The sequence below is a fragment of the Serratia nevei genome (assembly GCF_024160145.1).
Classification (GTDB): Bacteria; Pseudomonadota; Gammaproteobacteria; order Enterobacterales; family Enterobacteriaceae; genus Serratia; species Serratia nevei_A.
This window is the reverse complement of sequence record NZ_JAMYWQ010000012.1, coordinates 95,241-121,514: the sequence shown is the minus strand read 5'-3', so window position 1 is coordinate 121,514 and position 26,274 is coordinate 95,241. Positions and strand designations below refer to the sequence as shown.

The following is a 26,274-nucleotide window of genomic DNA, read 5'->3' as shown; positions in this document are numbered from 1 at the left end:
ATGACGGCTCAGGTTATCAGTGACAGCGCGGTGCTGGTTCACTTTACGCTGAAACTGGAAGATGGTTCGACCGCCGAATCCACCCGCAGCAGCGGCAAACCGGCGCTGTTCCGTCTGGGTGACGGCAGCCTGTCGGCGCCGCTGGAAGCGCAGCTGCTCGGCCTGCGTGCGGGCGACAAATGCGCCTTTACCCTGCAGCCGGAAGCGGCGTTCGGCGCGGAGAACCCGGATCTGGTCCAGTTCTTCTCGCGCCGCGACTTCGCGGAAACCGGCGTGCCGGACGTGGGCACCATCATGCTGTTTACCGCCATCGACGGCAGCGAAATGCCGGGCGTGGTGCGCGCGGTGGCGGAGGATTCGATCACCGTCGATTTCAACCATCCGCTGGCGGGCCATCCGGTGACCTTCGACATCGAAGTGCTGGAGATCGATCCGCAGCAGGAGGAGACGCATGCAAATATTGCTGGCTAACCCGCGTGGCTTCTGCGCCGGGGTTGATCGTGCGATCAGCATCGTGGAGCGGGCGCTGGAGCTGTATGGCGCGCCGATCTACGTGCGGCATGAAGTGGTGCACAACCGCTACGTGGTCGACAGCCTGCGCGAGCGCGGCGCGGTGTTTATCGAAGAGATCGCTGAAGTGCCGGACGGGTCTATCCTGATCTTCTCGGCGCACGGCGTTTCTCAGGCGGTGCGCGCCGAAGCCAAGGCGCGCGATCTGACCATGCTGTTCGACGCCACCTGTCCGCTGGTGACCAAGGTGCATATGGAAGTGGCGCGCGCCAGCCGCCGCGGCACCGAAGCAATCCTGATTGGCCATGCCGGGCATCCGGAGGTGGAAGGCACCATGGGCCAGTACAGCAACCCGCAGGGCGGCATGTACCTGGTCGAATCGCCCGAGGACGTGTGGACGCTGCAGGTGAAAGACGAAAACAACCTGTGCTTCATGACGCAGACCACGCTGTCGGTGGACGACACCTCAGACGTAATCGACGCCTTGCGTCAGCGTTTCCCGAATATCGTCGGGCCGCGCAAGGATGATATCTGCTACGCCACCACCAACCGTCAGGAAGCGGTGCGCAACCTGGCCGGCGATGCGGACGTGGTGCTGGTGGTGGGGTCGAAGAACTCCTCCAACTCCAACCGCCTGGCGGAGCTGGCGCAGCGCGTCGGCAAACCGGCCTATCTTATCGATTCGGCGGCGGATATTCAGGAGAGCTGGCTGAGCGAAGCGCGCAACATCGGCGTCACCGCCGGTGCCTCAGCGCCGGACGTGCTGGTGCAGGAGGTGATTTCTCGCCTGAAAGCGCTGGGCGGTGTGGACGTACATGAAATCAGCGGGCGTGAAGAGAACATCGTGTTTGAAGTGCCGAAAGAGCTGCGCGTGGACGTTCGTCAGATAGACTGACAGGCGCTGGCGGAGATGACAACGGGGAGCTTAGGCTTCCCGTTTTTTTGGGCGTTCGCATGGCATTGAAAATAAAACTCTGTGCATATTCAAATTTTCTGCTAACTAAAGTCAAATTGATTCTGAGTATTTGAAATAACGCGTGTGTCATTAATTATATAGGCTGACGAAAAGTCATTAATCAAGGTATCATTAGTCTGCAATCTAAATAAGGCCTGGCGTTGGCAAGGTGATTACAATAATTACAATAATGGGTGTTGCAGATGTTTCTTATTTTATTCCTGCCGAATATGTTCTATGGCGGTTAATCCCTTCTCCTGCAAATAGAGTTTCATATGCTCCAGTAACCGTCGGACTTTTAATGGCTGGATCTCCCGGCGCGGCATAATGGCATAGCAATTAATTTCCGGTAATCGCCAGTCGGGCAATATTTCAATCAGCTCGCCGCTGCGCAATTCACGTTCAACGTTGGCGAAGAAATTGCGAATGATGCCCTTGCCGGTCAGCGCCAACTCCTTCATCGCCATGCCGCTGTTGGTGAACAAACGTCCGGTCATGCGCATGCGGTGCTCATCGCCGTCGCGATGGATCAGACGGACAAACTGCGGGTTGCCAAGCGGCGTAAAGGTCACCCAGTGGTGATGCGTCAGCGCCTGCGGCGAATCGGGCACACCGTGGTGCGCCAGGTAGGCAGGTGAGGCGCACAACACTTCGCGGCAGCGCGCCAGCCGCGTCGAAACGTAGCTGGAGTCGGCCAATACGCCGCCGCGTATCGCCAGATCGATGCGTTGCGCGATCAGGTCTATCTTCTCGTCGTGGATCTCCAGCCGCAGCGTGAGCTGCGGATGTTCGTCGAGGAAGCTTTGCAGCGCCGGCACCAGGTAGTGGGTGGCGAATTCGGTCGAGGTGGCGACGCGCAGTTCACCGACCAGTTCGCCGCGCAGTGCGGCGATCCGTTGTTGGCCTCGTTCGGCGGCGTGGATCATCAGCAGGCAATCTTCATAAAAACACAACCCGGCTTCGGTCAGACTCAATGAACGCGTCGATCGCAGCAGTAATTGAATGCCCAGATGTTCCTCCAGCTGGCGAATATGTTGGCTGACGGCGGAGGTCGTCATGCCCAATTCTTTTGCCGCCATGCTGAATGCGCCGCAATCGACCACTTTTGAGAAAATGGCCATGCGTTTTAAAATATTGCTCATAGTTTGTTAAGCACAACTTAACCAAGATTGTGAATTATACGGGCTAATAATATAGCACCATCTCTTCTATATTGCCTGAAGCATATAAACGCCGGGTTGATTATTATCTCGCAGAGGTTTTTTCTCTTTTTGATAAATCTTATTGCGCTTATCAATAATACGCCCGCGCCACGTCGCAACAGGAGCTCATTGTGGACAGCGTTCAGAAAGATGAAATAGCGTTAAAAATTTTACGTGAATTATTGCAATACCGCCGCCGTTTCCCCGGCGACGCCACCTCGATTGCCGAAGAAGAGCAGCGGGTCACCCAGGTGCAATTGCCGCGCATTCGGGCATTCATTGAAAACGAGCAACGCATCGAATTCGTGCTGCCGGCCTTTCCGACCAAGTCGCCCAACACCAATAAGGTGATCGGCGCGGTGCCGGATATGGCTGAGCGGCTGTCGCTGATCTTCCTCAATTCGCTGTGCCAGCGCATTCAACTCTATTACCCGCCGGGGGCGCATATCGTTATCTGCTCCGACGGTCACGTGTTCGGCGATCTGATCCGCGTCAGCGACGAAGCGATCAACCACTATCAGCGCGAGATTGAAGGCCTGCTGCATGAAGTGGGCGCGACACACCTGAGCGTGTTCAACCTCGGCGACGTCAAAGGCCTGGCGGAGCATACCGATGATTACGATCTGCTGCGCCGGCTGTTGGTGGAGGGCTACGCCGAATCGGAAGAGGCGATCAAACAGCAGCTGATGCAGGACGAACAGGGCCTCTTGCTGTACCGCGCCATTACGCGCTTCCTGTATGAAGACAGCCAGCTGCCGGGCTACAGCGGTTCCAACGCCGCGCTGCAGAAGGACGCCAAGCAGCGCGCCTGCGGCGTGATCCAACGCAGCTGGGCCTGGGGTAACCTGCTGGCCCAGCATTTCCCGGCGGCGATCCGCCTGTCGATTCACCCGCAGCCGGTCGACAGCCTGAAAATGGGCATCCACATGATGCCGACCAAAGACGACTGGCTGACGCCGTGGCATGGCGTGGCGGCCAACGTGAACGGCCAGTTCGTGCTGATGAAGCGCAAAGACGCGCAGAGCCTGGACGGCGAGCTGGTGGAGATCCGCGGCACGCCGAGCCATTACCTGATCGAACAGCCGCAGGTGGCCTGAGGCCGCTGCGGGCTTTTGCGCCCGAAATCCTGGCGGGCGCGTTTTTGACGGCACGTTGCCGTGTGAGCAGCACATTCGATGCAAGGAGAATCACCGATGAACAACCAACCGCTTAATTGCCACATCCAACCGAATACCCCGTTCGGCGCGATCCTGACGCCGCTGCATCCGGGGCAAAAGATCGGCGAGCTGCCGGTGGCGGCGCTGCGGGCGCTGGCGCAGGAACACCACTTGCTGGTGCTGCGCGGATTCGACTCCGGTTTCAGCGAGGCGGAAGTCCTTACTCGCTATGCCGAACAGTGGGGCGAGATCATGATGTGGCCGTTCGGCGCGGTGCTGGACGTGAAGGAGCATCCGGACGCCAAGGATCATATCTTCGACAGCAGCTACGTCCCGCTGCATTGGGATGGCATGTATAAGCCGACCATCCCCGAGTTCCAACTGTTCCACTGCGTGGCGGCCCCCTCTCAGGACGAAGGCGGATGCACCACCTTCGTCGACACCACGCGGCTGTTGGCCAATGCGGACGAAGCCCTGCTGGATCAGTGGCTGTCGGTTTCGATCACCTACCGCATCAAGCAGGTGGTGCATTACGGCGGAGAAGTCTGTTCGCCGCTGGTGGTGCAGCACCCGAACGGCAGGGGATTGATCATGCGCTACAATGAACCGCCGACGGAAGGGAAAAAATTCCTCAACCAGCATGCGCTGGAATATCACGGCGTGCCGGAACAGCAGCAGGAACAGTTCCATCACACTCTGCAGCAGCACCTGTACGATCCGCGTCACTATTATGCCCACCAATGGCAACAGGGCGACGTGGTGGTGGCGGACAACTTCTCGCTGTTGCACGGCCGTGAGGGCTTTACCGCCCGTTCTGCGCGCCATTTGCAGCGCGTGCATATTCAGAGCAATCCGGTGTGCGCCAATCTGGCGCTGAAGCCGGCCAACGCAGAAGCGTAAAGGAGCATTATGGCAAGGATACTGATGGCGGCGGTGGCGACGCCGGGGCACGTCTACCCGATGTTAGCCATCGCGCGTCACCTGATCGCCCAAGGGCATCAGGTGCGGGTGATGACCGGCGCGCTGTTTCGCGAACGCGCCGAGGCGGCGGGCGCGAACTTCGTGCCGTTCGACGCGCAGGTGGATTTCGACTATCGCTACCTGGAAGAGCACTTTCCGGCGCGCGCCGCGCTGCCGCCGGGCAATGCGCAGATGGCGCTGGCGCTGAAGGATTTCTTCGCCGCGCCGATCCCGCTGCTGGATAGGCAGCTGCGTGCGGCCATTGCTGCCGAACAGACCGATCTGCTGATGGTGGAGAACTGCTTCTATGGCGTGCTGCCGCTGTTGCAGTCCGCCGAGCGGCCCCCGGTGTTCGGTATCGGCGTTACGCCGCTGTCGTATTCTTCGCGCGATGCTATTTTTTATGGCCCGCGCATCCCGCCGGCGCTGCTGCCGCAGGCGTTGACCCGCGAGCAGCTGGTGGATGAGGAAACGCGCGTGCTGCTCGATGACGTGCAGCAGAGCTTCGATGCGGCGCTGGTGCTGGCGGGCGGACGGGCGCTGGACCGCCCATTCACCGACGCGCTGATCGGCGGCTGCGAGCGTTTCCTGCAATTGGCTACCACGGCGCTGGAATATGAGCGTGACGATCTGCCGAGCGGCGTGCGCTTCGTCGGCCCGCTGCGCAGCGGCGGCCAGCCGGCGGCGGAAGAGACGCTGTGGGCGGTGGACGATCGTCGGCCGCTGGTGGTTGTGACGCAGGGCACGCTGGCCAATGTCGATCTGCATCAGCTGATCGTGCCGACGCTGCAGGCGCTGGCGCATCTGCCGGTGCGGGTGCTGGCCACCACCGGCGGGCGGCCGACGGAAGGGCTGATGGAGGCGCTGCCGGACAATGCCAGAGTGCGCGAGTTTATCTCCTTCGAACGCTGGCTGCCGGAGACGGCGCTGCTGATCACCAACGGCGGTTACGGCTCGATCAACGCTGCGCTGGGCAGCGGCGTGCCGCTGATCGTCGCCGGTACCGGCGAGGACAAGCTGGAGGCGGCCGCGCGCGTGGTGGCCGCCGGCTGCGGCGTCAGCCTGCACACCAGCACGCCGAGCGCCGAACAGATCCTGGCGGCGGCGACGCGCATTCTGCAACAGCCGATCTATCGGCAACGCGCGGCGCTGGTGCGTGAGGACTATGCCCGCCACGATGCGCTGACGGCGATCGCCAACGAAGTGGCGGCCATTACCGCCTGACCTCGCCGTTCTCACTTCTCCAGGCGCCGTTTTTGGCGCCTTTTTTCTGCATTTTTTTGCCATGAAAACTGCATGATTATGTACAATCGTCGCAGGCCGCCAAATCGGTTGAATGTTAATCTCACGACAGCGCTGCTGATGAGAACGGGGGAATATCATAATTTTCTAATTATGAAATGAATCCTCTGGCGACGCTGAAGCGGGGCGGTTACCCTGAATCGATAGCCTAATGGGATAGGCGTCAAATCAAGAAGAGAGCAAGCATGAGTGATTCACAAATCCGCATTGCGATTGCGGGCGCCGGCGGCCGGATGGGCCGTCAATTGATCCAGGCGGTGCAGCAGGCGGAAGGCGTGGTGTTGGGGGCGGCGCTGTCGCGCCCGGGCTCCAGCCTGGTCGGCGTCGACGCCGGCGAGCTGGCGGGCATCGGCGCGCTGGGCGTCAAGGTAAGCGACAGCCTGGAGAAGGTGGCGAGCGAGTTCGACATTCTGATCGACTTCACTCGCCCGGAAAGCACCCGGGGCTACCTGGATTTTTGCGTGGCGCATCACAAGGCGATGGTGATCGGTACCACCGGCTTCGATGACGCCGGCAAGCAGGCGATCCGCGATGCGGCGCGGCATATCGGCATCGTGTTCGCCGCCAACTTCAGCGTCGGCGTCAACCTGGTGCTGAAACTGCTGGAGAAGGCCGCGCAGGTGATGGGCGACTATACCGATATCGAAATCGTTGAGGCGCACCACCGCCACAAAGTGGATGCGCCGTCGGGCACGGCGCTGGCCATGGGCGAAGCGATCGCCGGCGCGCTGGGGCGCGATCTGAAAAGCTGCGCGGTCTATGCGCGCGAAGGCCATACCGGCGAACGCGATCCGAAAAGCATCGGCTTTGCCACCATTCGCGCCGGCGACATCGTCGGTGAGCACACCGCCATGTTCGCCGACATCGGTGAACGGGTGGAGATCACCCATAAAGCCTCCAGCCGCATGACTTTTGCCAGCGGCGCGGTGCGCGCGGCTACCTGGTTGCATCACCGGGATAAAGGTCTGTTTGATATGCGTGACGTGTTGAATTTGGACCAACTATAATTGATTTGTATACCATCGTGATGTGGTTGTATTGATCATAATGCTATGATAATCGGACAATAATTTTATTGTCCTTTTTTTTAACATGAAAAATGAATGGTTGGTGTGATTTTATTTCATTGATTGTTATTTATTGATGTTTACCTTGCTAATCATCCCATTTTTATCCACCAGATCCCATCTCAGCGTCTTTTGGAGCCCATTCTGGCGCCATTTTTCGTCATCCAGCCTCGCAACCGTTTTCCAGCCCCGGTTTTCTGTGTTTTTATCGCCGCTCAAGCCGCATCAGCGCTGAGAACTGCAAAAATAAAACAAAAAATGGCAGTTTGGCTAGACAAGCCGGGCACTCATCATTAAAATGCGCCCAATTTGCCAAAAATTGGCCTCGCGGACGGTTTTTGCATTGATTTAGATCGCGATATCTGAATTAATATGCAAATATTGTGATTGATTATTCCTCGGAGGATGTTTTGATAAAGTCAGCGCTATTGGTTCTGGAAGACGGAACCCAATTCCACGGTCGGGCCATCGGGGCAGAGGGAACGGCAGTGGGGGAAGTGGTCTTCAATACGTCGATGACCGGTTATCAAGAAATCCTCACTGATCCTTCCTATTCCCGCCAGATCGTTACTCTTACTTATCCTCATATCGGCAATGTCGGCACCAATGCTTCCGACGAAGAATCCTCCGCAGTACACGCCCAAGGCCTCGTGATTCGTGACCTCCCGCTGATCGCCAGCAACTACCGCAACGAAGAAAGCCTGTCCGACTACCTCAAGCGTCACAACATCGTGGCGATCGCCGATATCGATACCCGCAAATTGACCCGCCTGCTGCGTGAGAAGGGCGCCCAGAACGGCTGCATCATCGCCGCCGATTCACCGGACGCCGCGCTGGCCCTGGCCAAGGCGCAAGGTTTCCCGGGGTTGAAGGGCATGGATCTGGCGAAAGAGGTCACCACCCAGGAAGCTTACAGCTGGCAGCAAGGCAGCTGGACGCTTGAAGGCGAGCTGCCTGAAGCCAAAACCGCCGCGGAACTGCCGTTCCACGTGGTAGCTTACGATTACGGCGCCAAGCGCAACATCTTGCGCATGCTGGTGGATCGCGGCTGCCGCCTGACCGTGGTGCCGGCGCAGACCCCGGCCGACGAGGTGCTGAAAATGGCTCCGGACGGCATCTTCCTGTCCAACGGCCCGGGCGACCCGGAGCCGTGCGACTACGCCATCGCCGCCATCAAACAGTTCCTGGAAACCGACATTCCGGTGTTCGGCATCTGCCTGGGCCACCAGCTGCTGGCGCTGGCCAGCGGGGCGAAAACCATGAAGATGAAGCTCGGCCACCACGGCGGCAACCACCCGGTGAAGGATCTGGACAACGACACCGTGATGATCACCGCGCAGAACCACGGCTTCGCCGTCGATGAAAATCACCTGCCGGCGAACCTGCGCGTCACGCACAAATCGCTGTTCGACCACACGGTGCAGGGCATTCACCGCACCGACAAAGCGGCGTTCAGCTTCCAGGGCCACCCGGAAGCCAGCCCTGGCCCGCACGATGCCGCGCCGCTGTTCGATCACTTTATCGAACTGATTGAGACTTACCGTACTAACGCCAAATAATCAGGAGCAGTAAAAAATGCCAAAACGTACCGACATAAAAAGCATCCTGATCCTCGGCGCTGGCCCGATCGTTATCGGCCAGGCGTGTGAGTTCGACTACTCGGGTGCCCAGGCGTGTAAAGCGCTGCGCGAAGAGGGTTACCGCGTCATTCTGGTGAACTCCAACCCGGCGACCATCATGACCGACCCGGAGATGGCCGACGCAACCTACATCGAGCCGATCCACTGGGAAGTGGTGCGCAAGATCATCGAAAAAGAGCGCCCGGACGCGGTATTGCCGACCATGGGCGGCCAGACGGCGCTGAACTGCGCGCTGGAGCTGGAGCGTCAGGGCGTGCTGGCCGAGTTCGGCGTCACCATGATCGGCGCCACCGCCGATGCAATCGACAAGGCCGAAGACCGTCGCCGTTTCGACGTGGCGATGAAGAAAATCGGTCTGGATACTGCGCGTTCCGGCATCGCGCACACCATGGAAGAAGCGCTGGCGGTCGCCGCTGACGTCGGCTTCCCGTGCATCATCCGCCCTTCCTTTACCATGGGCGGCACCGGCGGCGGCATCGCCTACAACCGCGAAGAGTTCGAAGAGATCTGCGAACGCGGTCTGGACCTGTCGCCGACCAACGAGCTGCTGATCGATGAGTCGCTGATCGGTTGGAAAGAGTACGAGATGGAGGTGGTGCGCGATAAGAACGACAACTGCATCATCGTCTGCTCGATCGAAAACTTCGACGCCATGGGCATCCACACCGGCGATTCGATCACCGTCGCACCGGCGCAGACCCTGACCGACAAGGAATACCAAATCATGCGCAACGCCTCGATGGCGGTGCTGCGTGAGATCGGCGTCGAAACCGGCGGCTCCAACGTGCAGTTCTCGGTCAACCCGAAAACCGGCCGCCTGATCGTTATCGAAATGAACCCGCGCGTGTCGCGCTCTTCGGCGCTGGCGTCGAAAGCCACCGGCTTCCCTATCGCCAAGATCGCCGCCAAGCTGGCGGTGGGCTACACCCTCGATGAGCTGATGAACGACATCACCGGCGGCCGCACCCCGGCATCGTTCGAACCGTCCATCGACTACGTCGTGACCAAGATCCCGCGCTTCAACTTCGAGAAGTTCGCCGGCGCCAACGATCGCCTGACCACCCAGATGAAGTCGGTCGGCGAAGTGATGGCCATCGGCCGCACCCAGCAGGAGTCGCTGCAAAAAGCGCTGCGCGGCCTGGAAGTGGGCGCCACCGGCTTCGACCCGAAAGTGAGCCTGGACGATCCGGAAGCGCTGACCAAGATCCGCCGCGAGCTGAAAGACGCCGGTTCTGACCGCATCTGGTACATTGCCGACGCCTTCCGCGCCGGTTTGTCGGTTGACGGCGTCTTCAACCTGACCAACGTCGACCGCTGGTTCCTGGTGCAGATTGAAGAGCTGGTGCGCCTGGAGGAGCAGGTGGCCGACGCGGGCATCAACGGCCTGAACAAAGCGTTCCTGCGCACCCTGAAACGCAAGGGCTTCGCCGATGCGCGTCTGGCCAAGCTGGCCGGCGTCGCCGAGAGCGAAATTCGCAAGCTGCGCCACAGCCACGGCCTGCATCCGGTGTACAAGCGCGTGGATACCTGCGCGGCGGAATTCGCCACCGACACCGCCTACATGTACTCCACCTATGAAGAAGAGTGCGAGTCCAACCCGACCAACGACCGGCCGAAAGTGATGGTGCTGGGCGGCGGGCCGAACCGTATCGGCCAGGGCATCGAGTTCGACTACTGCTGCGTGCACGCCTCGCTGGCGCTGCGCGAAGACGGCTACGAGACCATCATGGTCAACTGTAACCCGGAAACCGTCTCCACCGACTACGATACCTCCGATCGCCTGTACTTCGAGCCGGTGACGCTGGAAGACGTGCTGGAAATCGTGCGCATCGAGAAGCCGAAGGGCGTGATCGTGCAGTACGGCGGCCAGACCCCGCTGAAGCTGGCGCGCGAGCTGGAAGCCGCTGGCGTGCCGATCATCGGCACCAGCCCGGACGCCATCGACCGCGCCGAAGACCGCGAGCGTTTCCAGCAGGCGGTTAACCGCCTGGGCCTGAAGCAGCCGGCCAACGCCACCGTTACCGCCATCGAGCAGGCGGTGGAGAAGGCGGCGGGCATCGGCTATCCGCTGGTGGTGCGCCCTTCCTACGTGCTGGGCGGCCGGGCGATGGAAATCGTCTATGACGAAACCGACCTGCGCCGCTACTTCCAGACCGCGGTCAGCGTGTCCAACGATGCGCCGGTGCTGCTGGACCGCTTCCTGGACGACGCGGTGGAAGTGGACGTCGACGCGATCTGCGACGGCGAGCGCGTGCTGATTGGCGGCATCATGGAGCACATCGAGCAGGCGGGCGTGCACTCCGGCGACTCCGCGTGTTCGCTGCCGGCGTATACCCTGAGCCAGGAAATTCAGGACGTGATGCGTCGCCAGGTGGAAAAACTGGCGTTCGAGCTGCAGGTACGCGGCCTGATGAACGTGCAGTTCGCGGTGAAAGACAACGAAGTCTACCTGATTGAAGTGAACCCGCGCGCCGCGCGTACCGTGCCGTTCGTCTCCAAAGCGACCGGCGTGCCGCTGGCCAAAGTGGCCGCGCGCGTGATGGCGGGCAAAACGCTGGTTGAGCAGGGCGTGACAGAAGAAATTATCCCGCCGTACTACTCGGTGAAAGAAGTGGTGCTGCCGTTCAACAAATTCCCGGGCGTCGACCCGATTCTGGGGCCGGAAATGCGCTCTACCGGGGAAGTGATGGGCGTGGGCCGCACCTTTGCGGAAGCCTTCTCCAAAGCGATGCTGGGCAGCAACTCGGGCATGAAGAAGCAGGGCCGCGCGCTGCTGTCGGTGCGCGAAGGCGATAAAGCCCGCGTGGTCGATTTGGCCGCCAGCCTGCTGAAACAGGGCTTCGAACTGGACGCCACCCACGGCACGGCGGTGGTGCTGGGCGAAGCGGGCATCAACCCGCGCCTGGTCAACAAGGTGCACGAAGGGCGTCCGCACATTCAGGACCGTATCAAGAACGGCGAGTACACCTACATCGTCAACACCACGGCCGGCCGTCAGGCAATTGAGGACTCCAAGTTGATTCGCCGCAGCGCCCTGCAGTACAAGGTGCATTACGACACCACGCTGAACGGCGGCTTCGCCACCGCGATGGCGCTGAAAGCGGATCCGACCGAGCAGGTGACGTCGGTGCAGGAGATGCACGCGCGCATCGGCAAGTAACCGCGCGATAACGCTACGCCAGGGGCGCTGCAATGCAGCGCCCTTTTTTATTCAGCGAATTTGTCGGCCGGTGTTAAAAATTTCCGCTATCAATCAGTGGGCAAACTGTCACCCTGTGTGATTGGTATATGCTTGGTGTATTGGCAAGGAACGAAGGAACGACGATAACAATGATTCTGATAATTTATGCTCACCCGTATCCCCGGCATTCGCATGCCAATCAGCGCCTGCTGCAGGCGGTGAGGGATCTCCCTGAGGTAGAGGTGCGCTCGCTGTATGAGCTGTACCCTGATTTCAATATCGACATCAACGCCGAACAGCGGGCGCTGGAGCGCGCCGACCTGGTGGTGCTGCAGCATCCGATGCAGTGGTACAGCTTCCCGCCGCTGTTGAAGCTGTGGATCGACAAAGTGCTGGAGCACGGCTGGGCCTACGGCCACGACGGCAACGCGCTGGTGGGTAAAGACTGCCTGTGGGCGGTGACCAGCGGCGGCGACAAGCACCATTTCGAACTGGGCGACTTTCCCAACTTCGCCGCGCTGGCGCAGCCGCTGCAGGCCACGGCGATTTATTGCGGCATGAACTGGCAACCCTATTTCGCCGTGCACAATACCTTTACCTGCAACGAGCCGGCGTTGCTCGCCGCCGGCGAAGCCTACCGGCAGCGGTTGGTCAACTACCTGATGGAGCATGCCGAAGCGGAAACCCGGGAGGCCAGCCATGGATAATCACCACATGATGATCGAGGGGCTTATCTACCTCGGTTCGGCGGCGCTGTTCGTGCCCATCGCGGTGCGGTTGGGGCTGGGCTCGGTGCTCGGCTACCTGATCGCCGGCTGCATCATCGGCCCCTGGGGGTTGAAGCTGGTGTCGGACGCCGAGTCTATCCTGACCTTCGCCGAGATCGGCGTGGTGCTGATGCTGTTTATCATCGGCCTGGAGCTTGATCCCAAGCGGCTGTGGACGTTGCGCGCCTCGGTGTTCGGCGGCGGCAGCATTCAGATGGTGGGCTGCGGCCTGGCGCTGAGCGCCTTCTGTTACTTCCTCGGCCTCAACTGGAAGGTGGCGCTGCTGATCGGCCTGACGCTGGCGCTTTCATCCACCGCCATCGCCATGCAGGCGATGGGCGAACGCAACCTGACGCCGTCGCCGATCGGCCGCAGCGCATTTGCGGTGCTGCTGTTCCAGGATATTGCGGCGATCCCGCTGGTGGCGATGATCCCGCTACTGGCCAGCAGCGGTGCCACCACCACGCTGGGCGCTTTCGTGCTGTCGGCGGCCAAGGTGGTGGGCGCGTTGACGATGGTGGTGTTGCTCGGCCGCTATGTCACCCGCCCGCTGCTGCACTTCGTGGCCCGTTCGGGCATGCGCGAGGTGTTCAGCGCCGTGGCGCTGTTCCTGGTGTTCGGTTTCGGCATCCTGCTGGAGATGGCCGGGCTGTCGATGGCGATGGGGGCGTTCCTCGCCGGGGTGCTGCTGGCAAGCTCGGAATATCGCCATGCGCTGGAGAGCGATATTCAGCCGTTCAAGGGGCTGCTGTTGGGGCTGTTCTTTATTGGCGTCGGCATGTCGATCGACTTCGGCACGCTGTTCCATCACCCGCTGCTGATCGCCTCGCTGCTGCTGGGCTTTATGCTAATCAAGGCGGCGCTGCTGTGGCTGATTGGGCCGCTGCTCGGCGTGCCGAAGCGCCAGCGCGGCCTGTTCGCCATTCTGTTGGGCCAGGGCAGTGAGTTCGCCTTCGTGATCTTCAGCGCCGCGCAGCTGGCCGGCGTACTGCCGGTCGAATGGGCCAAGTCGCTGACGCTGGCGGTGGCGCTGTCGATGGCGGCCACGCCGCTGCTGCTGGTGATCGCCGCGCAGCGGGAGAAAAATGCGCCGAAAGAGGAGCGCCCGGCTGACGTCATCGACGACGAAAATGCCAGCGTGATCATCGCCGGCTTCGGCCGTTTCGGCCAGATCGCCGGCCGCTTGCTGTTGGCCAACGGCGTACACACCGTGGTACTGGATCACGATCCGGACCATATCGAGACGCTGCGCAAATTCGACACCAAGGTGTTTTACGGCGACGCCACGCGGGCCGATTTGCTGGAGGCCGCCGGCGCCGCCCACGCCAAGGTGCTGATCAACGCCATCGACGACGTGGAAGACAGCCTGGCGTTAACCGAGCTGGCCAGGCAGCACTTCCCGCATCTGAAGGTGGTAGCGCGCGCGCGCGACGTCGATCACTGGTATCAGCTGCGGCAGCTGGGAGTGGAAAAACCGGAGCGCGAAACCTTTGAAAGCTCGCTGCGCATCGGCCGTGAAACGCTGGAGCTGCTGGGGCTGGACGCCTATGAGGCGCGCGAGAAAGCGGACACGTTCCGCCGCTATAACCTGAAGATGCTGGAAGACACGCTGGAGAATTATCAGGACACCGAGTTCCGCATCGCCAGCCTGCAGCGGGCCAAGGAGATGCTCAGCGCGGCCATCGAGCAGGATCAGAATCGGCTGGCGCGGGTGCAGCAGACCGGCTGGCGCGGCAGTATCGACGGCAAGGCGCCGGAGGACGAAGTGGTGGAAGCCAAAGGATAAGAGTAGGGGCGCCGTGATGGCGCCCCGTTTTTTTTGCTTAGCTCAGTGCGACCTTGATGCCTAAGGCGATCAGCATGCCGCCCAGCAGCTTGTCGACGATCTTCTGGGTTTTTTCCAACCCGCGGCGCACCGGCCCGCTCTGGATCAGGAACACCAGCAGTGGCCACCAGATGACCGACAGGCCGAGAATAATCCCCGCGTACCACAGTTTGTCGCCCAGGCCGGAATCGATCTGCAACACCTGGGTGAATACCGCCAGGAAGAACAGGGTGGCCTTCGGGTTCAGCAGGTTGCACAGGTAGCCCTGCGCAAAGGCGCTCTTCAGGCTGACCTGCTGCTGCGGCAGATTGCTGACGTTCATTTTGCCACCGCCACGCGACAGCAGCGCCTGGATGCCGATCCACACCAGATAGACCGCCCCGGCGTATTTCAGCAGGTTGAACAGCCACGGCGTGGTGGTGATCACCACCGCCAGCCCGGCGACGCAGTAGGACATGTGGGTGGCGACGCCGCAGATCACGCCGAAGGCGGTCATCATGGCGGCCAGCCGCGGATAGCGGGCGGCGTTTTTGATCACCAGGAAAAAATCCGGGCCCGGGGAGAGCATGCCGAGGGCGGCGATGCCGGCGACAAACAGCGAAGTTTCAAGCATGGGAGCGTCTCGCGCAAAAGGCAGAATTCTGGCGATAATAACGCCGCTTCTTCTGATGCGCATCAACCCAATGAGGTATTGTTAGGCTCTATGATAATTATTCATCTATCGCCAGCGACGGAGCACCATGCAGCAGACTAACGCCACAGACCTGCCGGAGCCGCACCGGCAACAGCGCGAAATTACTCGCCTGTGCATTCAATGCGCGCTGCTGCTGTTGCAGCACGGTGCCGAGAGCACGGTGGTGGAACAGCTGTCGACCCGTCTGGGGCTGGCGCTGGGGATGGATAGCGTGGAAAGCTCGATCTCCGCCAATGCGGTGGTGCTGACCACCCTCAGCCACGGCGCCTGCCTGACCACTACCCGCAAGAACGTCGATCGCGGCATCAATATGCAGGTGGTGACCGAAGTGCAGCATATCGTGATCCTCGCCGAGCACCACCTGGCGGATGCGCACGACGTGGCGCGCCGTTTCGACAGGATCCGGCCGTTGCGCTACCCGCGCGCCCTGGTGGTGCTGATGGTGGGGTTGTCCTGTGGGTGCTTCAGCATGCTCAACGGCGGCGGCGGCGACGCCTTCCTGGTGACCTTTATCGCCAGCGGCACGGCGATGCTGGTGCGCCAGATCCTCACCGCCCGTCATATGAATCCGCTGATCAATTTTTGCCTGACGGCGTTTGTCGCTACCTCGATCTCCGGACTGCTGCTGCGCCTGCCGGCGTTTAAAGACACCTCGAGCGTGGCGATGGCCGCCAGCGTGCTGCTGCTGGTGCCGGGCTTCCCGCTGATCAATGCGGTGGCCGACATGTTCAAGGGGCACGTCAATACCGGGCTGGCGCGCTGGGCGATGGCCAGCCTGCTGACGCTGGCGACCTGCATCGGGGTGGTGATGGCGATGTCGCTGTGGGATCTGCGGGGGTGGTCATGAGCCTGTTGTGGGCCTTGTTGCAGGAGATGCTGTTGGCGGCGGTGCCGGCGCTGGGCTTCGCCATGGTGTTCAACGTGCCGCTGCGCGCGCTGCGCTATTGCGCGTTGCTCGGCGCAATCGGGCGCGGCTCGCGCATGCTGATGATGCACGGCGGCATGAATATCGAGTGGGCCTCGCTGCTGGCGGCGATCCTGATCGGCATCATCGGCATCTACTGGTCGCGCTGGCTGCTGGCGCACCCGAAGGTGTTCACCGTGGCGGCGGTGATCCCGATGTTCCCCGGCATTTCCGCCTATACCGCGATGATAACTGTGGTAGAGATCTCGCATCTCGGCTACAGCGAAGCCTTGATGGAGACCATGATCACCAACTTCCTCAAGGCCAGTTTTATCGTCGGCGCGTTGTCGATCGGCCTGTCGTTGCCGGGCCTGTGGCTGTACCGCAAACGCCCCGGCGTGTGAAATCTCCCGGCGGGAGATCGTTGGTTATTAGATATGCTGATAAGAGCTATCTTATATATTCATCTTGCTCGATTAGCCTATCGACGGCACTCAGGCCTTTACGTATAGTGTCACCAATTTTGCTGCCTACACAGGGTTAAACAATGATTATCAGCCTGATCGCTGCCTTGGCGGCGGATCGCGTTATTGGCATGGAAAACGCCATGCCGTGGCACCTGCCGGCGGACCTGGCGTGGTTTAAACGCAACACGTTGAATAAGCCGGTTATTATGGGCCGCAAGACCTTCGAGTCCATTGGCCGCCCGCTGCCGGGCCGCCACAATATCGTTTTGAGCAGCCGTCCGGGCAGTGCCGCCGGGGTGACCTGGGTGACCTCGCTGGATGAGGCGTTGGCCGCCGCCGGCGACGTGGAAGAAGTGATGGTGATCGGCGGTGGGCGCATCTATACCCAGCTGCTGCCGCGCGCCGATCGTCTGTACCTGACGCACATCGACGCCGAGGTCGGCGGCGATACTCACTTCCCGGATTACGAGCCGGACGAGTGGGAAACCACGTTCAGCGAGTTCCACGACGCCGACGATCTGAATTCGCACAGCTACTGCTTCGAAATCCTGCAGCGCCGTTGATTTCAGCGCGTTAGCCAACTCTCCCCGGGGGCGCAAGCAATTGCGCCCCCGGTCTTTTTGCGCCTGCCGGGCGTAACCTTTCCGTCACATTACCTGATTAGTATGAAGCCCAACTCCGAGCGCCCCGGCCACCTGTGGATCCTCGCCGATGGCAAGTACAGCAACAAGGGCGATTAGGTCGGGCAGGGCAACAACCAGCTGTTGGTGGGCGATCCGGTCAGCGGCTAATTCGCCGTTTCATGGTGGGGCCGAAGTCCTGCGAGCTGACCGGCATCACTTTCGCTCCGGACGACAAGACGATGTTCGTCGACGTGCAGCACCCGGGAGAAGAGGGCGATTCGCACTTCCCGAACAACAGCTCGCGCCCGCGTTCATCGGTGTTGATGATCACGCGTGAAGATGGCGGGGTGATTGGAGCATAAGGCGGTAAAGAGCACCAAGGCGGCCCAAGGTCGCCTTTATGTTTTCAGGACGCGGCCAATCTGCCGGCGTGGTCAGGTGCCTCGCCACGGTTGGCGGGCTGCGTGAAGTAACGGCGGTCTTCCCAGCGCAGCATCGTCAAATCGCCACCCCAGCAACAGCCGGTATCCAGCCCGATCACGCCTTCCGGCGTGCCCTTGCCTTCCAGCGAGGCCCAGTGGCCGAAGACGATGGTGTATTCCGGATCGACCAGGCGCGGCAGCTCGAACCACGGCTTCAGCGGCGCGGGTGCTGTGCCCGGCGCATCTTTGCAGATCATGTCGAGCTGGCCGTTGGGGAAGCAGTAGCGCATGCGCGTGAATGCATTGGTGCTGAAACGCAGACGCGCCAGGCCGCTCAGCTCCGGCGCCCAGTTGTTCGGCATGTCGCCGTACATGGCGTCGAGGAACAGCGGGTAGCTGTCGCTGCTCAATACCGCTTCCACTTCGCGCGCGCACATTTTCGCGGTGTCGATATCCCACTGCGGGGTGATGCCGGCGTGGGCCATCACCAGCTTTTGCTCATCGTCCACCTGCAGCACCGGTTGGCGGCGCAGCCAGTTGATCAGCTCGTCGGCGTCCGGCGCCTCCAGCAGCGGGGTGATGCGATCTTTGGGTTTGTTGCGGCTGATGCCGGCGTACACCGCCAGCAGGTGCAGATCGTGGTTGCCCAGCACCATGCGCACCGCCGGGCCGAGCGAGCGCACGTAGCGCAGCACGTCCAGCGAGGCGGGGCCGCGCGCCACCAGATCGCCGGTCAGCCACAGTTGATCGCGCTCGGGATCGAAAGCAGCCTGAGCCAGCAGCGACTTCAGTTCATCGAAACAGCCGTGAACGTCGCCGATAAGGTATGTCGACATAATTAATGGATCAGCGTTGGAATGGCTAAGCGAAACACGGGAATAGCGGTGCGGAACGGCTGACCCTGATGGTCCACCATTTCGTAATGGCCTTCCATGGTGCCCAGCGGCGTTTCCAGAATGGCGCCGCTGGTGTACTGAAACTCTCCGCCGGGCGGAATGACGGGCTGTTCGCCGATCACGCCTTCACCCTGAACTTCGGTTTGGCGGCCGTTGCTGTTGGTGATCAGCCAGTAGCGGCCCAGCAGTTGCACGTCGGTCCGCCCCAGATTGCGGATGGTGATGGTATAGGCGAAGACGTAACGCTCTTCTTCAGGGATCGACTGTGATTCCACATAGATGCTCTGAACCTGAATACACACGCGGGGCGAATCGATCATGACAACAACTCCTTATTGCTGCGGCGTCGGATTGGCTGACAGCCAGTTCGCCAGCTTACAGTACTGCGCCACAGAAATATTTTCTGCTCTGAGCGAAGGATCGACGCCCAGCTCCGTCAGCTGCTCCGGCGTGAACAGGTCGCCCAGGCTATTGCGGATGGTTTTCCGCCGCTGGTTGAACGCCTGCGTGGTGATGCGGCTCAGCATGCGCACGTCGCCCACCGGGTTCGGCAGCACGCTGTGCGGCACCAGGCGCACCACGGCGGAATCGACCTTCGGCGGCGGCGCGAACGCGGTCGGCGGCACTTCCAGCACCGGAATGACGTTGCAGTAGTACTGCGCCATCACGGTCAAACGCCCGTAGGCCTTGCTGTTCGGGCCGGCCACCAGACGGTTGACCACCTCTTTTTGCAACATAAAGTGCATGTCGCGGATTGCCTGAGTATAGCTGAAAAGGTGGAACATCAGCGGCGTCGAAATATTGTACGGCAGGTTACCAAATACGCGCAGCGGTTGGCCAGCTTCCTCGGCCAGTTCGGCGAAATTCACCGTCATGGCGTCCTGCTGGTGGATGGTCAGCTTGTCTTTCAGCCGCGGGTGGTTCTCCAGCCGGGTGGCCAGATCGCGGTCCAGTTCGATCACCGTCATGCGGTCCATGCGTGCGCCGACCGGCTCGGTCAGGGCACCGAGGCCGGGGCCGATCTCGACCACCGCTTCGCCCGGCTGCGGGTGAATGGCGGAGACAATGCTATCGATGACAAACTGATCGGTTAAAAAGTTTTGTCCAAAGCGTTTGCGGGCAAAGTGCCCTTGGTGGACTCTGTTATTCATTACAATTAATTATCATTTTAATGGCGAGATTCAGGGCCGTTTGGAAACTGCCGACATCGGCGGTGCCGGTGCCGGCCAGTTCCAGAGCGGTACCGTGGTCGACCGAGGTGCGTATGAAAGGCAAACCGAGGGTGATATTCACCGCGCGGCCGAACCCTTGGTATTTTAGCACCGGCAGCCCCTGATCGTGATACATCGCCAGCACCGCATCGGCATCTTGCAGATATTTGGGCTGGAACAGGGTGTCCGCCGGCAGCGGGCCGACAAGATGGATGCCGTCAGCGCGCAGCGCATCGAGCGCCGGGATGATGGTGTCTATCTCTTCGTGCCCCATATGGCCGCCTTCCCCGGCGTGGGGGTTCAGACCGCAAACGTAAATGTGCGGCCGGGCGATGCCAAATTTGGTTTTCAGATCGTGGTCGAGGATGCGGATGACTTCGAACAGGCTCTGTTGGGTGATGGCGCCCGGCACCGCCAGCAGCGGCAGGTGGGTGGTCGCCAGCGCCACGCGCAGCTCTTCGGTCGCGAGCATCATCACCACGCGATCGCAGCGGCTGCGATCGGCAAAGAATTCGGTATGGCCGATAAACGGCACGCCGGCGTCGTTGATCACGCCCTTGTTCACCGGGCCGGTGATCAGCGCGGCGAATTCGCCGTTCAGGCAGCCGTCGCAGGCGCGTGCCAGAGTTTCCACCACGTAGGCGCTGTTGCCGACGTTCAGCTCCCCGGCGGTGACCGGGTGAGCGAGCGGCACCGGCAGCACGGTCAGCGTGCCGGCGCGTTGCGCTTCGGCCGGTTGCTGCGGCTGGTAGTCGCGCAGCGTCAGCGGCAGGCCCAAGCGCTGGGCGCGTTCAAGCAGCAGGGCCGGATCGGCGCACACCACCAGCTCAACAGGCCAATCCTGTTGTGCCAGCGCTGCCACCAAATCCGGCCCTACCCCGGCGGGTTCGCCGGGGGTAATGACGACGCGCTTATTGTTGTGCATCGCTGCCATCGAGGATCTTCACGTAAGCCTGGGCGCGCTGTTCCTGCATCCAGGTCTGCGCTTCTTCGGCGAACTTACGGTTGAACAGCATGCGGTATGCGCGATCTTTTTGCGCGGCGTCGGTCTTATCCACCTGACGGGTATCCAGCAGCTGGATCAGGTGCCAACCGAAGGAGGAGTGGACCGGCGCGCTGATTTCACCCTTGCTCAGCTTCAGCAGTGCATCGCGGAAGGCCGGATCGTAGATGTCCGGGGAAGCCCAGCCCAGATCGCCGCCCTGCATGGCGGAACCCGGATCCTGCGACAGCTGTTTGGCCTCGTCGGCAAACTTGGCGTGGCCGCTCTTGATCGCTTCGGCGACGGATTGCAGCTTGGCGCGTGCCTGATCGTCGGTCAGCACCACCGACGGTTTCAGCAGGATGTGGCGGGCGTGCACTTCGGTGACCGACACCGACTGGCTGGCGCCGCGGATGTCGTTCACTTTCAGGATGTGGAAGCCGACGCCGGAACGGATTGGCCCGACGATGTCGCCTTTCTTGGCGCTCACCAGACGTTCCGCGAACAGGGTCGGGATCTCTTGCAGCTTGCCCCAGCCCATGTTGCCGCCTTTCAGCGCCTGAGAGTCGGCGGAGTAGGTGATCGCCAGCTTGCCGAAGTCGGCGCCGTTGTTGATCTCGCCCACCAGGCGTTTAGCCAGCTCTTCCGCTTTGTCGACCTGCTGCTGCGACGGGTTCTCCGGCAGCGGGATCAGGATGTGACTGATGTTCATTTCGGTGTCGCTGCCGTTCTGCTCGCCCACCTGTTTGGCCAGCGCGTCCACTTCCTGCGGCAGGATGGTGACGCGGCGGCGTACTTCGTTGTTACGCACTTCGGAGATCAGCATCTCTTTGCGGATCTGCGAGCGGTAGGTGTTGTAGTTCAACCCTTCGTACGACAGACGGCTGCGCAGCTGATCGACGCTCATCTTGTTTTGTGCGGCGATGTTGGCGATCGCCTTGTCCAGATCGGCGTCGGACACGGTGATGCCCATTTTCTTGGCCATCTGCAGCTGGATGTTATCCATGATCAGACGTTCGATGATCTGATGGCGCAGCGTCTTGTCGTCCGGCAGCTGTTGGCCGGCCTGTTGGGCGTTGAGCTTCACCGACTGCAACAGACCGTTGACGTCGCTTTCGAGTACCACGCCGTTATCCACGACGGCGGCGACTTTATCCACTTCTTGGGGTGCTGCGAACGCGGCATTGGCGCAAACCACCAATCCGAGAATAAGCGTTCTCCAGTTCTTCATACATTTCCCATTATGTAATCCGCAAATGCGGGTGAAAGTTCTCGTTTTCAAAGTGTTGCAAAGCGTCAGAATGCGCGCTGATACGGCAGAATGCCGGAGCGCAGCATTTCTGCGGAGCCGAGACTATGATCGCTGCTCAGGCCGCGCAGTTCGACGTTGAACGAAACTCTGTTGTCGTAAACGCTGGTATTGTTGCTGGTGTTCCAGTCGGTGATCTTGCGCTCATAGCCCAGGGTCACCGCCCAGCAGCAGGTGTTGTACTTCAGCCCCAACAGCTGATCGGCGGACTGCTTGGCGCGGGTGTCGTAGTAATACGCCCCGACCACTGCCCAACGATCGGCGATCGGCCAACTGCCGGTGATGCCCACCTGCGAAATGCCGTCCTGGTAGGCCGGAACCTGGTTGGTGTTCAGCGCCGTCTGGATATATTCCGGCGTGGCGTAACGGTAGTTCAGCTGCACCACACGCTCGGCGTCCTGGCGGTACTCCAGCACGCCGTTGCCCAGCGAGACGCTGTTCAGGCGGGTGTCGTACTGCAGGCCGCCGCGCAGGCCCCAACGATCGTCGATCTTCCAATAGGTATCGCCGGCCCAGGCCACGCTGCCGGTATTATCGTTGTTATCGAAGTTCGTCATCTGGTCGCCGGTGCGCGAGCGACTGAAGTAGTAGATTTGACCCACGGAAGCGTTAAAACGTTCCACCAGCGCGTCATCATAGATGCGGGTGGTCAAACCGGTAGACACGCGGTTCTGCGATGCGATGCGATCCAGGCCGCTGTAAGTGCGGTCGCGGAACAGGCCGGAGTAGTCGGTCTGCAGCAGCGTGCTGTCGTAGGTGTAGATGTTGCTCTGGTCGCGGTACGGCACGTACAGATACTGTACGCGCGGCTCCAGCGTCTGGGTGGCGCCTTCGGCCCAGATCATCGGCCGTTCGAACACCAGCTTGCCGTCGACCTTGAACTGCGGCAATACGCGGTTGACCGAGTCATCCAAGGTCGGTGCCGTTGCACCTGGATTACGCATACTGTAGTTGGCGGCGAAACCGTCAGGAATACTCTGCTGGTAGTGGGTCGCCATCACCTTGGCTTCGGTGTTCAGGCTGGCCCAGCCGTTGGTCAGCGGCAGGTTGAGCGTCGGCTCCATGTGCAGACGGGTGGCGTCCGGGCTATACGGGTTGACGCTGGTGAACTTGGCCGCCTGGCCGTAAATATGGAAATCGAACGGGCCGAGGTCATTTTTGTAGTAGTTCAGATCCAGCTGCGGCTGCACCTTGTAGGTCTGTGACCAGGTGCGGTCGGTATTGTCGAAGATCTGGAACTGCTTGGAGCTCAGCGTGGCGTTCCAGTTCTCGTTGGCGTAGCCGAGGCTGAATTTCTGCGTGGCGTAGCCGTCGGTGGTGGAGCCGTACTTGGAGTCCAGATCGGTGAAGTATTTGTAATCGCTGACCTTGGTGTAGTCGACGTTGAAGCGCCACACCTGATCCATCACACCGTTGTGGTTCCAGTAGAACAGCCAGCGTTTGCTGTCGTCATTGTCTTTGCCGTACTCTTTGTCGTCCGGCAGCCAGTCGAACTCCATCAGGCCGAGGCCCGGCTGCACCAGATAACGGAACTCGGTCTGCCACTGCAGGCCGCGCTTGGACATATAGTGCGGCGTGATGGTGGCGTCGTAGTTTGGCGCGATGTTCCAGTAGTACGGCAACATGAACTCGAAGCCGTTGTTGCTGCCGTATTTGGCGTTCGGGATCAGGAAGCCGGAACGGCGCTTGTCGCCGACCGGCAGCTGCAGGTAAGGGCTGTAGAACACCGGCACGCCGCCGATGCGGAAGCGGGCGTTCCATACTTCCGCCACCTGCTCTTCGCGATCGTGGATCACTTCGGAGCCGACCACACTCCAGCTGTCGTCGCCCGGCAGACAGGAGGTAAAGGTGCCGTTTTCCAGAATGGTGTAACGGTTGGCGCCGCGCATTTTCATCTTGTCGGCGTCGCCACGCCCCTGACGGCCTACCATTTGGTAGTCGCCTTGATAGACGTCAGTATCTTTGGTATTCAGGTTCGACCAGGCCTTCGGGCCTTTCAGTTTGATCTGATTGTCGCTGTAGTGCACGTCGCCGGTGGCGGTGACGGTGCGTACCGGCTCTGTCTGGCCGGGGTTTTGCGCTTGGTTCAGCTCGACTTCTTTGGCGGTCAGGGTGCTGTTACCCTGCTCGACGCGCACGTTGCCGCTGAACAGGGCGCTTTTCGGGTAGTCGGCGCGCGAGTCATCGGCATTGATGGTCACCGGTTGGCTGTTTGGATCGCCGCTGACCAGCGGCTTGTCGTAAACAGGGACGCCAAGCATGCATTGCTCGGCCAGATCAGCCAGCGCATGCTGACTGTAGAGTGCCGTCCAAATCATCGTGGCCAGCAGTGTTGGGAAACTTTTTTTCATACGCGGTTTTGGTGTTCCGTCATCAGAGGCGTCATGTCCGGCAAACGGTCAGAGACTATATTACTCATCTGCGTTGCGCTAGTGCTAAATCCAGCCGTTTACTTGCGTCGTCGTTAGGCGCAAAGATAAATGACAGGTATGATAATCCAAATTCTAGGAAAAATCGCCTGCACCCTTTCCTGAAGCGAAGGGGAGTGGGCGGCTTTCGGCATGATAATTGAGGAGTATATGCAGTATTGGGGAAAACTGCTCGGCGTCATCGTCGCCATCTGGTCTGGCGCGGGATTCTGGGGTGTAGTTCTGGGGCTGATTATCGGTCATATGATCGATACGGCGCGCAGCAACAAGCGCAGCCGGGGGTTCTTCACCGACCAGCAAACGCGGCAAACGCTGTTTTTCCGCACCACTTTTCAGGTGATGGGCCACCTGACCAAATCCAAAGGACGCGTCACCGAGGCGGATATCCAGATCGCCAGCCTGTTCATGGACCGCCTGCAGCTGCACGGCGAAGCGCGCACCGCGGCGCAGCAGGCGTTCCGCGAGGGCAAGCAGAGCCAGTTCCCGCTGCGTGAGACGCTGCAGCAGTTCCGCAGCATCTGTTTCGGCCGCTTCGATCTGATTCGGATGTTTCTGGAAATTCAGATTCAGGCGGCGTTCGCCGACGGCTCGCTGCACCCGAACGAACGCCAGGTGCTGTACGTCATCGCCGAAGAGCTGGGCATATCGCGTGCGCAGTTCGATCAGTTCCTCAGCATGATGGAAGGCGGGCGCCAGTTCGGCGGCGGTCAGCAGGGCGGATATTCGCAGGGCAGCTATCAGCAGGCGCAGCGCGGCCCGACGCTTGACGATGCGTGCAAGGTGCTCGGCGTGCGCAGCAGCGACGATGCCGCCACCATCAAGCGCGCCTACCGCAAGCTGATGAGTGAACACCATCCGGATAAGCTGGTGGCGAAAGGCTTGCCGCCGCAGATGATGGAAATGGCCAAGCAGAAAGCGCAGGAGATCCAGGCGGCGTATGACCTGATCAAACGCGAGAAAGGCTTCAAATAACGATACGCGTCATATTTCGAGCTGCAGGTGCGTTGGCTGCCCGCGCTTACCCCGGTCACGTACTTTTTGTACGCTCCCGGGGCTGCGCTTGGTTGCCGCCTTCCTGCAACTCGAATTATTTAGGGTATCCCTGGGTGATGAGCTCAGAAATCCGGCTCGGCGCGAAAGTGCATCGGCGTCTGGAAGGCGGGGTGGGTGATGCGCAGCTCTTGCGCATGCAGCTGTAGCCGCGGCGCCATCGCCTTGGCCGCCGGCGGGGCGTAGAAACCGTCGCCGAGGATCGGATGTCCCAGCGCCAGCATGTGCACCCGCAGCTGGTGCGAGCGGCCGGTGATCGGCGTCAGCATCACGCGCGTGCTGCCGTCGGCGTCGCGCGACAGCACCCGATACTCCGTTTGCGCCGCTTTGCCGGTGTCAAAACAGACCTTTTGCAGCGGCCGATTCGGCCAGTCACAGATCAGCGGTAAATCCACCAGCCCTTCGTCATGTTCCATATGCCCCCAAACGCGGGCGATATAGGATTTCTTTGGTTCGCGCTCGCGAAACTGACGCTTCAGCTCGCGCTCGGCGGCCTTGTTGAGCGCCACCACGATCACCCCGCTGGTGGCCATGTCCAGCCGGTGCACCGACTCGGCGGCCGGGTGATCGGCCTGAATGCGGGTCATCAGACTGTCTTTGTTTTCCGGCGCGCGGCCGGGCACCGACAGCAAGCCGCTGGGCTTGTTCACCACCATGATGTGTTCATCCTGATACAGGATGTGCAGCGGGTCCTGCGGGGGATTGTAGGGTTCCATCTTGG

General features: G+C 60.8%; 23 protein-coding genes and 1 pseudogene. 15 read left to right on the top strand and 9 right to left on the bottom strand.

Features of this window, described 5'->3' with window-relative positions:
• Together fkpB and ispH are read left to right on the top strand one after the other, a co-directional pair.
• Positions 1–471, top strand: a complete 471-nt coding sequence (gene fkpB / locus M6G53_RS11175; RefSeq protein WP_049272801.1) for an FKBP-type peptidyl-prolyl cis-trans isomerase — start codon at positions 1–3, stop codon at positions 469–471.
• Positions 452–1,405: a 4-hydroxy-3-methylbut-2-enyl diphosphate reductase gene (ispH, locus tag M6G53_RS11170; RefSeq protein ID WP_253331303.1), complete on the top strand. Its 954-nt coding sequence runs from the start codon at positions 452–454 to the stop codon at positions 1,403–1,405. Before fkpB ends, ispH begins: the two co-directional genes overlap by 20 nt.
• Before the next feature lie 275 nt (positions 1,406–1,680).
• Here ispH and M6G53_RS11165 read toward each other — a convergent pair whose 3' ends face one another.
• Entirely contained in the window at positions 1,681–2,586 is a 906-nt protein-coding gene (locus M6G53_RS11165) for a LysR family transcriptional regulator (protein ID WP_253331326.1), read from the bottom strand.
• 212 nt (positions 2,587–2,798) lie between these two features.
• Here M6G53_RS11165 and pvcA point away from each other — a divergent pair, with 212 nt between their 5' ends.
• The 8 genes from pvcA (at position 2,799) to kefC (ending at position 14,527) form a co-directional block, all read left to right on the top strand.
• Positions 2,799–3,764 (top strand): L-tyrosine isonitrile synthase, encoded by a 966-nt coding sequence (gene pvcA / locus M6G53_RS11160; RefSeq protein WP_253331301.1) that lies wholly within the window; start codon positions 2,799–2,801, stop codon positions 3,762–3,764.
• A gap of 96 nt (positions 3,765–3,860) precedes the next feature.
• Positions 3,861–4,724 carry a TauD/TfdA dioxygenase family protein gene (locus tag M6G53_RS11155; RefSeq protein ID WP_253331299.1) on the top strand — a complete coding sequence of 288 codons (864 nt, stop codon included), beginning with the start codon at positions 3,861–3,863 and terminating at the stop codon, positions 4,722–4,724.
• A 24-nt stretch (positions 4,725–4,748) separates the two neighbouring features.
• Positions 4,749–6,008: a glycosyltransferase gene (locus M6G53_RS11150; protein WP_253331324.1), complete on the top strand. Its 1,260-nt coding sequence runs from the start codon at positions 4,749–4,751 to the stop codon at positions 6,006–6,008.
• 263 nt (positions 6,009–6,271) lie between these two features.
• Positions 6,272–7,093, top strand: coding sequence for a 4-hydroxy-tetrahydrodipicolinate reductase (gene dapB / locus M6G53_RS11145; RefSeq protein WP_253331297.1), 822 nt, complete (start codon positions 6,272–6,274; stop codon positions 7,091–7,093).
• Positions 7,094–7,563: 470 nt separating this feature from the next.
• A complete protein-coding gene (gene carA / locus M6G53_RS11140; protein ID WP_301286185.1) occupies positions 7,564–8,712 on the top strand; it encodes a glutamine-hydrolyzing carbamoyl-phosphate synthase small subunit in 1,149 nt (382 codons plus the stop codon).
• A gap of 16 nt (positions 8,713–8,728) precedes the next feature.
• Positions 8,729–11,953 carry a carbamoyl-phosphate synthase large subunit gene (gene carB, locus M6G53_RS11135; protein WP_033649161.1) on the top strand — a complete coding sequence of 1,075 codons (3,225 nt, stop codon included), beginning with the start codon at positions 8,729–8,731 and terminating at the stop codon, positions 11,951–11,953.
• Positions 11,954–12,123: 170 nt separating this feature from the next.
• Positions 12,124–12,681, top strand: a complete 558-nt coding sequence (gene kefF, locus M6G53_RS11130; protein ID WP_253331293.1) for a glutathione-regulated potassium-efflux system oxidoreductase KefF — start codon at positions 12,124–12,126, stop codon at positions 12,679–12,681.
• On the top strand, positions 12,674–14,527 hold the full coding sequence (gene kefC, locus M6G53_RS11125; RefSeq protein ID WP_253331290.1) for a glutathione-regulated potassium-efflux system protein KefC: 1,854 nt from the start codon (positions 12,674–12,676) through the stop codon (positions 14,525–14,527). Before kefF ends, kefC begins: the two co-directional genes overlap by 8 nt.
• 37 nt (positions 14,528–14,564) lie before the next feature.
• Here the strand turns inward: kefC and M6G53_RS11120 are convergent, their stop codons facing one another.
• A complete protein-coding gene (locus tag M6G53_RS11120; RefSeq protein WP_015376619.1) occupies positions 14,565–15,179 on the bottom strand; it encodes a LysE family translocator in 615 nt (204 codons plus the stop codon).
• Between the two features lie 127 nt (positions 15,180–15,306).
• On the opposite strand from M6G53_RS11120, the gene M6G53_RS11115 reads away from it, so the two are divergent.
• From M6G53_RS11115 to M6G53_RS11100, 4 genes and pseudogenes are all read left to right on the top strand, one after another.
• Complete coding sequence (locus M6G53_RS11115) at positions 15,307–16,107, top strand: threonine/serine exporter family protein (RefSeq protein WP_253331289.1); 801 nt, start codon at positions 15,307–15,309, stop codon at positions 16,105–16,107.
• Positions 16,104–16,568, top strand: coding sequence for a threonine/serine exporter (locus tag M6G53_RS11110; RefSeq protein WP_033637072.1), 465 nt, complete (start codon positions 16,104–16,106; stop codon positions 16,566–16,568). The genes M6G53_RS11115 and M6G53_RS11110 overlap by 4 nt, the downstream gene beginning before the upstream one ends.
• Before the next feature lie 143 nt (positions 16,569–16,711).
• Positions 16,712–17,194: a type 3 dihydrofolate reductase gene (gene folA / locus M6G53_RS11105; RefSeq protein ID WP_253331286.1), complete on the top strand. Its 483-nt coding sequence runs from the start codon at positions 16,712–16,714 to the stop codon at positions 17,192–17,194.
• A 117-nt stretch (positions 17,195–17,311) separates the two neighbouring features.
• Positions 17,312–17,616: pseudogene (locus M6G53_RS11100) on the top strand (alkaline phosphatase PhoX); the annotation flags it as partial.
• A 44-nt stretch (positions 17,617–17,660) separates the two neighbouring features.
• Here the strand turns inward: M6G53_RS11100 and apaH are convergent.
• From apaH to lptD, 6 genes are all read right to left on the bottom strand, one after another.
• Positions 17,661–18,512 (bottom strand): bis(5'-nucleosyl)-tetraphosphatase (symmetrical) ApaH, encoded by an 852-nt coding sequence (apaH, locus tag M6G53_RS11095; protein ID WP_253331282.1) that lies wholly within the window; start codon positions 18,510–18,512, stop codon positions 17,661–17,663.
• Positions 18,513–18,514: 2 nt separating this feature from the next.
• Positions 18,515–18,892, bottom strand: a complete 378-nt coding sequence (gene apaG, locus M6G53_RS11090; protein WP_016929119.1) for a Co2+/Mg2+ efflux facilitator ApaG/CorD — start codon at positions 18,890–18,892, stop codon at positions 18,515–18,517.
• 12 nt (positions 18,893–18,904) lie between these two features.
• Positions 18,905–19,723, bottom strand: a complete 819-nt coding sequence (gene rsmA / locus M6G53_RS11085; protein WP_060422426.1) for a 16S rRNA (adenine(1518)-N(6)/adenine(1519)-N(6))-dimethyltransferase RsmA — start codon at positions 19,721–19,723, stop codon at positions 18,905–18,907.
• Positions 19,716–20,708 (bottom strand): 4-hydroxythreonine-4-phosphate dehydrogenase PdxA, encoded by a 993-nt coding sequence (gene pdxA / locus M6G53_RS11080; protein WP_253331322.1) that lies wholly within the window; start codon positions 20,706–20,708, stop codon positions 19,716–19,718. Before pdxA ends, rsmA begins: the two co-directional genes overlap by 8 nt.
• Positions 20,695–21,996 (bottom strand): peptidylprolyl isomerase SurA, encoded by a 1,302-nt coding sequence (surA, locus tag M6G53_RS11075; protein WP_253331281.1) that lies wholly within the window; start codon positions 21,994–21,996, stop codon positions 20,695–20,697. The genes pdxA and surA overlap by 14 nt, the downstream gene beginning before the upstream one ends.
• 65 nt (positions 21,997–22,061) lie before the next feature.
• Entirely contained in the window at positions 22,062–24,425 is a 2,364-nt protein-coding gene (gene lptD / locus M6G53_RS11070; RefSeq protein WP_253331280.1) for an LPS assembly protein LptD, read from the bottom strand.
• Between the two features lie 228 nt (positions 24,426–24,653).
• Here lptD and djlA point away from each other — a divergent pair, with 228 nt between their 5' ends.
• Positions 24,654–25,475: a co-chaperone DjlA gene (gene djlA / locus M6G53_RS11065; protein ID WP_253331279.1), complete on the top strand. Its 822-nt coding sequence runs from the start codon at positions 24,654–24,656 to the stop codon at positions 25,473–25,475.
• 143 nt (positions 25,476–25,618) lie between these two features.
• Here djlA and rluA read toward each other — a convergent pair whose 3' ends face one another.
• Positions 25,619–26,269 (bottom strand): bifunctional tRNA pseudouridine(32) synthase/23S rRNA pseudouridine(746) synthase RluA, encoded by a 651-nt coding sequence (gene rluA, locus M6G53_RS11060; protein ID WP_253331278.1) that lies wholly within the window; start codon positions 26,267–26,269, stop codon positions 25,619–25,621.
• Positions 26,270–26,274 lie beyond the last annotated feature (5 nt).